Source organism: Mycobacterium sp. (assembly GCF_036488105.1).
GTDB lineage: Bacteria > Actinomycetota > Actinomycetes > Mycobacteriales > Mycobacteriaceae > Mycobacterium.
The window spans coordinates 1-7455 of sequence record NZ_DASXHW010000113.1 but is presented as its reverse complement, the minus strand read 5'-3'; the positions used below and the strand labels follow the sequence as shown (position 1 = coordinate 7455).

The 7455-nt window shown below is 69.2% G+C and carries 12 protein-coding genes; 1 reads left to right on the top strand and 11 read right to left on the bottom strand.

Translation table 11 applies throughout. The features are described 5' to 3' along the window. From VGH54_RS06215 to VGH54_RS06175, 9 genes are all read right to left on the bottom strand, one after another. Positions 1-672: phage protein Gp36 family protein (locus VGH54_RS06215; protein ID WP_331511067.1), on the bottom strand; the 672-nt coding region annotated here is incomplete at its 3' end. Further along, positions 669-869 carry a hypothetical protein gene (locus VGH54_RS06210; protein WP_331511066.1) on the bottom strand — a complete coding sequence of 67 codons (201 nt, stop codon included), beginning with the start codon at positions 867-869 and terminating at the stop codon, positions 669-671. The genes VGH54_RS06210 and VGH54_RS06215, both read right to left, overlap by 4 nt. After that, positions 866-1183, bottom strand: coding sequence for a hypothetical protein (locus tag VGH54_RS06205; protein ID WP_331511065.1), 318 nt, complete (start codon positions 1181-1183; stop codon positions 866-868). The genes VGH54_RS06210 and VGH54_RS06205 overlap by 4 nt, the downstream gene beginning before the upstream one ends. Positions 1184-1194: 11 nt before the next feature. Further along, positions 1195-1419 carry a hypothetical protein gene (locus tag VGH54_RS06200; RefSeq protein ID WP_331511064.1) on the bottom strand — a complete coding sequence of 75 codons (225 nt, stop codon included), beginning with the start codon at positions 1417-1419 and terminating at the stop codon, positions 1195-1197. Beyond that, the gene (locus VGH54_RS06195) at positions 1419-2813 is read right to left on the bottom strand and encodes a hypothetical protein (RefSeq protein ID WP_331511063.1); all 1395 of its coding nucleotides are present in this window, start codon (positions 2811-2813) and stop codon (positions 1419-1421) included. The genes VGH54_RS06200 and VGH54_RS06195 overlap by 1 nt, the downstream gene beginning before the upstream one ends. A gap of 19 nt (positions 2814-2832) precedes the next feature. Further along, positions 2833-3459: a hypothetical protein gene (locus VGH54_RS06190; protein WP_331511062.1), complete on the bottom strand. Its 627-nt coding sequence runs from the start codon at positions 3457-3459 to the stop codon at positions 2833-2835. Between the two features lie 3 nt (positions 3460-3462). Further along, the gene (locus VGH54_RS06185) at positions 3463-4059 is read right to left on the bottom strand and encodes a hypothetical protein (protein ID WP_331511060.1); all 597 of its coding nucleotides are present in this window, start codon (positions 4057-4059) and stop codon (positions 3463-3465) included. Positions 4060-4088: 29 nt separating this feature from the next. Continuing rightward, positions 4089-5000 carry a hypothetical protein gene (locus VGH54_RS06180; RefSeq protein ID WP_331511059.1) on the bottom strand — a complete coding sequence of 304 codons (912 nt, stop codon included), beginning with the start codon at positions 4998-5000 and terminating at the stop codon, positions 4089-4091. 13 nt (positions 5001-5013) lie between these two features. Continuing rightward, complete coding sequence (locus tag VGH54_RS06175) at positions 5014-5574, bottom strand: hypothetical protein (RefSeq protein ID WP_331511058.1); 561 nt, start codon at positions 5572-5574, stop codon at positions 5014-5016. A 443-nt stretch (positions 5575-6017) separates the two neighbouring features. Here VGH54_RS06175 and VGH54_RS06170 point away from each other — a divergent pair, with 443 nt between their 5' ends. Next, on the top strand, positions 6018-6437 hold the full coding sequence (locus VGH54_RS06170) for a hypothetical protein (protein WP_331511057.1): 420 nt from the start codon (positions 6018-6020) through the stop codon (positions 6435-6437). A gap of 13 nt (positions 6438-6450) precedes the next feature. Here the strand turns inward: VGH54_RS06170 and VGH54_RS06165 are convergent, their stop codons facing one another. Together VGH54_RS06165 and VGH54_RS06160 are read right to left on the bottom strand one after the other, a co-directional pair. Continuing rightward, on the bottom strand, positions 6451-6654 hold the full coding sequence (locus tag VGH54_RS06165) for a hypothetical protein (RefSeq protein WP_331511055.1): 204 nt from the start codon (positions 6652-6654) through the stop codon (positions 6451-6453). Continuing rightward, positions 6651-7455: hypothetical protein (locus VGH54_RS06160; RefSeq protein ID WP_331511054.1), on the bottom strand; the 805-nt coding region annotated here is incomplete at its 5' end. The genes VGH54_RS06165 and VGH54_RS06160, both read right to left, overlap by 4 nt.

The window sequence follows — 7455 nt, the reverse complement described above, 5'->3', positions numbered from 1 at the left end:
GCCTTGCAGCCGCTGGCCGTTGCCGGTCATGGCGCGAAGCTCGTCGATCCGGGTACTGAATTCGCCCGCCATCATCAACCACCCCCCTTCGCGGATACCGCTCCGCCAGCGCAGTCGCGTCCATAACCCCTGGTAAACCGGCCCAGCGTCGAATAGGCCGCCAGCGCGAGGCGTCCAGAACGGCGAGTCAGCTTCGAGCGTGCCTGTAGCCGGATTCACGCGCGTATTCGAGTCAAATCCGGTGAATACGGGCGGAATTCGGTTGATAATCGCCCCAGTTTCGGAGCCGATGCCGGGCGCTGTGGCAGGATCGAGCAGGATCGTCCCGGTGCGCACCGCGTTGAGCATGGTCATCGCATTTTGATAAGCGATATAGATGGGGCTGGTCGCCTCCACCGATTTCCACTTGAGATACGTCTTGCTCGCCCAGAAGCAAGCGAGATCGAGCGTCAGGTCATGCAGGATCGCGGGCGGGTTAGCTTCCGGCGTGGAGCCGTCGTACACGTTTCCGGCGTAAACAGACACTCGGTTTGAGGCCGCGTACAGGGCAAGCTCAAGCTGCTGGTCGGTGAGCTGCGCGGCGGTCCCGGTCCCGTTGTCGGTGCCCGTCATGACCTGCCGCAGGTCATCGACGCTGGCGTACAGCGTCCCCGACGCGGTCGGCGTGGTCACGGCGCCGCCCCGGACAGCGCCCACGCGGCGAACCCGGCGGCAAGCCACGTGTAGCCGGAAATGTCACCGAGCGCATCGCCGCCGAACGCGAACGCGCCGATCACGAACAGGACGGCCGCGACAACGAGCAGGATGCGGCGCGGGGGCCACGCGCCTGCCGGGTAGACGGGCTGCGGCTGCGGGGCGGGAGCGGTCACGACGCGGACTCCTTGCCTTCGGTGCCGGCGAGCTTCGCGGTTGCCTGCGCGGTCTTCTTCGGCGTCGCCTCCGCGGCCTCGTCCTGCTTGCCCTCGTCCGGCTTCGCGACGGCCGGGGCAGCCGCCTTCGCGAGCGGCTCAGGGGCAGCGGAAGGCGCAGGGGCGATCGGCCCCGGCGGGCGCAAGTTCTGGCTGCCGATGGCCCGCTCGAGTGCGGAATCCGGCACGACGTCGAGCATCTGGCCGCGCGTAAGCCGCTGGGTGACGCCATCCCACGGGAACTCGACGTCCTCGGTGACGATCCTCGCTGACATGTGCCGCCTCCCTAGTTCGCCTGGCAGGCGCGGCTGAGGTCGTCGCCCTGGCCGCGCTCGGACTCGGGGATGACGCCGGACAGGTTGCCGTTGCCGTAAGCGGCCTCGAGTGGCGAGCCGGGCTCGATGTCCACGACGGTCCCGTGGCGGGTGAACGTAGACCTGTCGGCGCCGTTGGAATGCGGATCCCAGGCGACCGCGGTGTCCGTGAGGACGCGGCGGGGGTACTGGCTCATCAGTTGCTCACCCCGGCGGCCAGTCCGGGGAGTCCACCCTCGGTGTGTGCCGCATAGGGCAGCGCCGATAGCCCGGAGTACGCCGTCACCAGGTCGCCCGGCGCGTACGGCGTCCCGGCCGAGTTGGCGTCGGAGCCGAGCTGCGGGTAGTTCACCCAGCACCACACGGGGCTTCCGGTGTAGGTGACGGTCAGGCTGCCGCCTGGCATCACCGGGACGTTGTAGGGCGCCGACGCGGTCAGCCCGCCAGTCAGGGCGCTTCCCGCGACGAGCGGCGTCCACGTCCACGTGGTGGGCATCGCGGAGCCGGTGATCGCGATGGTGCCGCCCGCGGGGACGACAGCGGTCACGCCCGATCCGACGGTGGTGTACTGGTCGGCCCCGTTGACGGCGACGTGCGTGGTGGTGCCCGCGCCGATCGCAACGGCCACGGGGAACGTGTACGGGTTCGACACCGGGACTGTGGTCGCGGGGACCGCCGGGGTCGTCACAGCGGGAAGCGCGCCCGCAGGCGGCAGCGACTGGACGGCGGTCACCGTCCCGCCCGTGATCGAAACCGAGACGTACTGGCCTGTCGGGTTGGCCGTCGCGGTGCCAGTCGTCGGGAGTGCGGGCGTGAACGGCGACCAGGTCCACGCGGGCGTGCCTGTGTAGGCGACCGAGATGTACTGGCCCGGTAGGACGGTGGCGGTGAAGGGGCTTGAGGTCGCCACCGACGAGCCGGAGCCTGACGCGCCGACGTAGATGTTGGTGACGGTGCCGCCGGTGACCGTGACGGCCATGCTCTGCCCGGTCGAGTTCAGTACCTGGTTCGTGCTGCCGCTGCCGGTCGTCGGGAACGCGGGGGTCGGCTGGCTCATGGTGCCTCCTAAATTGGCCAGGGCCGCGTGGCCCACGTTGTCGGTGCCGTCGATCCAAGCCCGGAGATTGCCGCTGCCGATGGCTGCGTACAGCTGGCCTGCGGTGTCGAGCCACAGCGGAGTCCCGGCTGTCCAGGTGAACTGCGGGATCGTCCCCGCCTGCCCTCCAGCCGGAGCGGTCGCCGACACCTGGGCGGTCATTGAGCTAGACCCCGACTGCGGCAGTACCGCGGCGCTCCACGTCCACGTCGGCGTGCCGGTCGCGTAGGTGAGGCTGATCGTGCCGGGATAGGGCACGATCACCGATCCCGCGGCGGCGAGCGCCTGCGTGCCGCTGACAAAGACCGCGGTCACTGTCGCGCCGGTTACGGTGATGGCCACCGGAACCCCGGAGGCGTTGTCCGCGGCGACCGTGGTAGCCGGAACAGCCGGGGTTGTCACGGGGATGTTCGCGCCGCCCTGGATCAGCTCCGACCACGTAGCGGGCCAGGGAATGGTGACATTGGCGGTCAGCACGTAGCGGCCGAACGTCATGACATCACCTCCCCTTCGCTCAGTAGCTGGTTGGCGGTACGGCCTGCTCGCCGGACAGGTACGGCGCGACCGCGGCGACGGTCACGGATACGCCGGAGTTGTGCGCACTGTTCAGCGAGTTCACGGGCACGGACGTCCCGGTCGGCGCGCCGTTGACCTCGACCACGTCGGAGGTGCCGGACGGGTCGACGATCAGCACCTGGTTCCGCGCGAACGCGGTGCCGAAGGCGGTGAACGGCAGCGCGGTCCCGCCCGCAGCCACGGACGCGCTCGTCGTCGGCAGCGCCCACGCCATCGTCGGCTGCGTCGTCGCCCACGCGATGCTGATGTTGCCGCCAATCGGGATGAAAACGGTTCCCGACGTCTGCCCCGTAGCGCTGCCGTTGACGTTGATCGCCGTCACGCCGGTGGCGACGGTGATCGTGGCGGCCACGACCGTGCCAGACGTGTTCGCGTAAACCGTGTTGTTGACCGGGCTCGCAGCAGGCACGGTCACCGTCGGCGCGGACAGCTTGAACAGCCACTCGCACCGGGCACAGCGGAACGTCAGCGCCGCGACCGGCAGGAAGTGCGCGGCGAACCAGCAGCGTGGGCACCGGACCTTCGATGCCTCTACCGGGGTGATCGTCGCGCCAGCGTCAGGCACCGGTTACCGCCTGCTCCGCGCCCGCGTCGGGGGAAGGTCGACAGCGTCGGGTCCCGCGACGGTGCTCAGGTTGTCGGTCATCTCCTGCGGGTCCGGCGTCATAGCCCCGCTGGTTTCCGGCGCCATGCCGTCCTCGATGACCTGGACGCTGGAACTGCCCTCCGGGTCGGGCCGGGGCGCGTCCGAGCCGGGCGGCGGCGCGGCCGGGCGGAACAGGCGGCCGGAGACGGCGCGGGGCGGCAGGAAGGCGCCGTTCGGGACGACGCGCGGCGGCAGTTCCGCGCGCGACCCGTCTGGGCCGGACAGCTTCCGCACCACGTCGACAAGGCGGCCGTCGCGGGCGCCCTTCCGGTTGAACGCCTGAGCCTCGGCGTCGGTCAGGTAGACCGTCTCCCCCGCGTAGACGAGGTCGCTGTCCCGGTCTTCCCTGGTGTTGCCGCGGCGCGGCACCGACAGGTTGACCAGCGCGACGTACGGCTCACCCGAGCGCGTTGCGGGAGTCGCGAAGGTGCCCTCTCGGGCCATCAGCCCGCGCAGTACCTTCTTCTCGTCCTCGGTGAGCGGCCGGGCGTTGTCGGTGTCAGTCACAGCAGGAGACATGTCACGATCCGTGTTCGGTTAGGTTTTCGTTAAACGCCGCTGAGCAGCGCGATTGCCAACGGCTGGTCGAGCCCTAGTGCACTGGCCCTCTGGGTATCACTTCTGAAGATTTTTGTTGGTTCATGTCGGTATAGGGGACCAGCCTGGAAGGGCAGCTCATCGGCGTAGAAACCTGCGCGATGACGTTGCATGATGATCGCGTTGCCCGCAGGCACCTGACGCGAGACCAGTACGTCCAGGTTGAAGATCTTGTTCGGCAGCGTGCCGGTGTACTGCAAGTTCTCCGACGCGATGTCACCGATGTACGGGGCCGCGAAGGTGCTCGACTGGAGGAGCGTGTTCTTCGTCCCGTGGTTGATGATGAGCGTGTCGGCCTCGAAGCCGAGCCACTGCGTCACGCCGGACGGGGAGACGATGTTGGCGTTCTCGACCAGGTAGACGGCCTGCGCGATGTCGGCCCGGATCGTCGCGGAGGCGGACGCCCACGGGTTCGCGACGGCAAGCGTCTGGATGCTCGCGTTGGCGACGACGGCGCTGTAGAACGCGGTGTTCCACGAGTAGACCATCGTGTTCTTGACCTGGAGGAGCTGCCGCGTCACCGGGTCGATGGCCTGGCGGCGCCGCATCTCGTCGGACACCATGATCGCCATCGCGCGCTCATGGCTGAACACCACGCGGGGCACGCCGATCGACGTGGGCACGACCGGGACCTCGCCGAACTCCGGCCTGATCTCCGGGAAGTCGTCGGCGTACAGCGGCGTCGACTCGCTGTACCGCACCGCGCCCGAGGGGGCGGCGCCGCCCATGCGCAGGACGGAGTCCATGATGAACTCGTTCTGCGTGATGTCGAGGATGAGCGCGGGAATGACCAGGGGGTCCTTCAGCAGCTCATTGACGGTAATCCGCGGGGCGTCGCTGTAACCGCGTGCGCCAGTGGGCATGTCTCAGTCCCCTCTAGAAGATCCGGGCCCGGCCCAGGAAGTAGGACGCGGCCCCGGTGCCGCCGATCTGCTGCGTGAGCATCGCGGACGACACCCCGCCGGGGTGGGTGCAGCGGGCGACGATGTTGTTGTAGGCGACGGTGATCGCCTGCGCGCCGGTCGAGCCGCCGAACGGGGTCTGGGTGGCGCCGATCACGGTGCCGTTGCAGCCGACGCCGGACGCGGCGCCGACGACGAGGAGCTCACCGGGCTTGGCCTGGCCGCCGAACCAGCACCAGATGTCGACGCCGCCGTAGTAGACGCCCACGTAGTCGCCTAGGACGGAGATGTCGATCGCGGGCTCGCCGTAGGAGTTCGCGGCCCCGGTCTGGGTGCTGATCACGTTCGCGTCGGTGCCGGCGACGCCGAGGACAGCCACCGCGCCGCCCGCCGCGTTGGCGATGGACGGGGTGACGGTCAGGTCGGTGGTGCCCGCCGTCTGGGTGTGGGCCTCGACGAACTGGCCGCCGAAGATGAGGCCCGCGGCCTGGTAGTTAGCCGGGCCGGTCTTAAGGTGCGGCAGGACCGCAGTCATCGGCGCATCCCCTTTTCGCTGGTCGCCATTGCTAGAACATTGCTGACGCCAGCCGCTGGTATGCTTGCGTCATGCCGTCGAGAAGCGGATCTCGCCCAGACCTTTTCGTGGAGCCCGGCCAGCGATTCGGCAGGCTGGTTGTGATTGACCCGGAAACGCGAGTGGGCATCACGCCTGATAAGCCGAAGGGGTGGCGTGCCGCCGTGTGCCGTTGCGACTGCGGGCAGCCGGCCACGGTCAAGCTGTCCGGGCTGCTCAGGGGAAGCGTCAAAACGTGCGGCAAGGCGTGCGAGTTCTCGCCTGGGAAGATGTCCGCCAGGACGGCCGAAGGCAGGGCGCGTGCAGCCACCCTGAATAGCCGCATGACTCCTGAGCAGAAGGCGCGGCGGCAATCCGGCGCTACCAGGCACGGACTTACCGCGGGCGGGAGGGAGCACCCCCTGGTGCGCCTCTGGTACAGGATGCTCCGGCGCTGCGAGAATCCCGCCGCGCACAACTACCACCTCTACGGCGGCAGGGGCATCCGTGTTCACGGACCCTGGCACGACCTTGCCACGTTCATCGCCGACATCGAGGCGGAGATCGGGCCGCAGCCGGAGGGACGGCACCCGAGCGGTGTCCCGCTCTACACGTTCGACCGCATTGACAACGACGGGCACTACGAGCCGGGAAACGTCCGCTGGGCCACGGCGAAGGAGCAGGTCGCTAACCGCCGGCCCCGGGAACTGGAATCGTCCTGTGTCGCCTGCGGGACTCCCTGGGATGAGGCGAACACGTACATCAGCCCGGCCGGCCACCGGGAGTGCAGAGCGTGCCGCCGGGGACGGCAAAGAGAGCGCGCCAAGACCCAGGCCGTGGGATGACACGGGCCGCTCGCTAGCTGCCATTCGAGCACCCCGCACTCTCACCAAGTTGGTCGTGCATGGTGCTGGTGGTGACGGCCCGGAGGTTGGAGCCGCTGATCGCGCTCACCTCGGAGGCGGACAGCTCAAGCACTTCGCCCTTGCGCAGCGTCCGCGCGGGCGACGTGTAGCCGGACCCGGCGACCGTCGTGGTCGCGGTGACCACGTAGCGGGTCACCGCAGGCCCGTCACGTTCTTGAACCTGGACACCAGGTCTTCGCGGGAGGCGTCGGCCTGCTCGTGGGCGACGCCTTCCGGCTCGTCCATCGGGGAGCCGAGCTCCACGTCGAGGTCGAGGAGGCGGGCCTGCCTGGCGTACTCGGTGAGGACCCGGCGCATGACCGCCCCGGCGTCCACGGTCTTGCCGTTGGACAGCTCAACCGCGTGCCCGGCGCCCTCCAAGAGGGGACGCGCCAGTTCGGTGATATAGGGAGGCACCCCGGAGTCGGCGAGGCGCCGCTTCTCCGCCTGGTAGTCCTCCTCGCGCAGCCGCGCCGTCACCACGGCCAGTTCCCGCGCGGTCTCTTCCTGCCTCGCGTTGGCCAGGTCGATCGCGAACTGGGCCTCAGCGGTCAGTCCTGCTGCCACGGGCTCCCCCTCCGGCACGGTGTTCGGCCGGTAGGCGGGCGCCTCGGCTTCGGTGGTCTCGGCGTTGAACTCGGCCTCAAGGGCGGCAAGCTGCTCGTCCGTCATGCCTTCGATCTGCGCGACGAGGTCGTCGCCGTCGTCCTCGGCGCCGTCTTCGCCGTCGTCCTCCGCGTCGGGGGCGACCATCGCGGTCACCTCGTCGGGGGTGAGCACAACGCCACCCGCCGCGAGGGCGTCAAGCTGCTCGTCGGGCAGGTCGAGCAGGGCCGCGAGCTTGGCCCTCTGCGCGTCGGTGAGGTTGCCGAGGTCCGCCATGGCGGCCGTCCCTTCCGGGTCAGTGCCGGCGTCGCCGCTGGCGGTTTCTTCCTGCTTCGCTGCCTTGGCTGCCTTG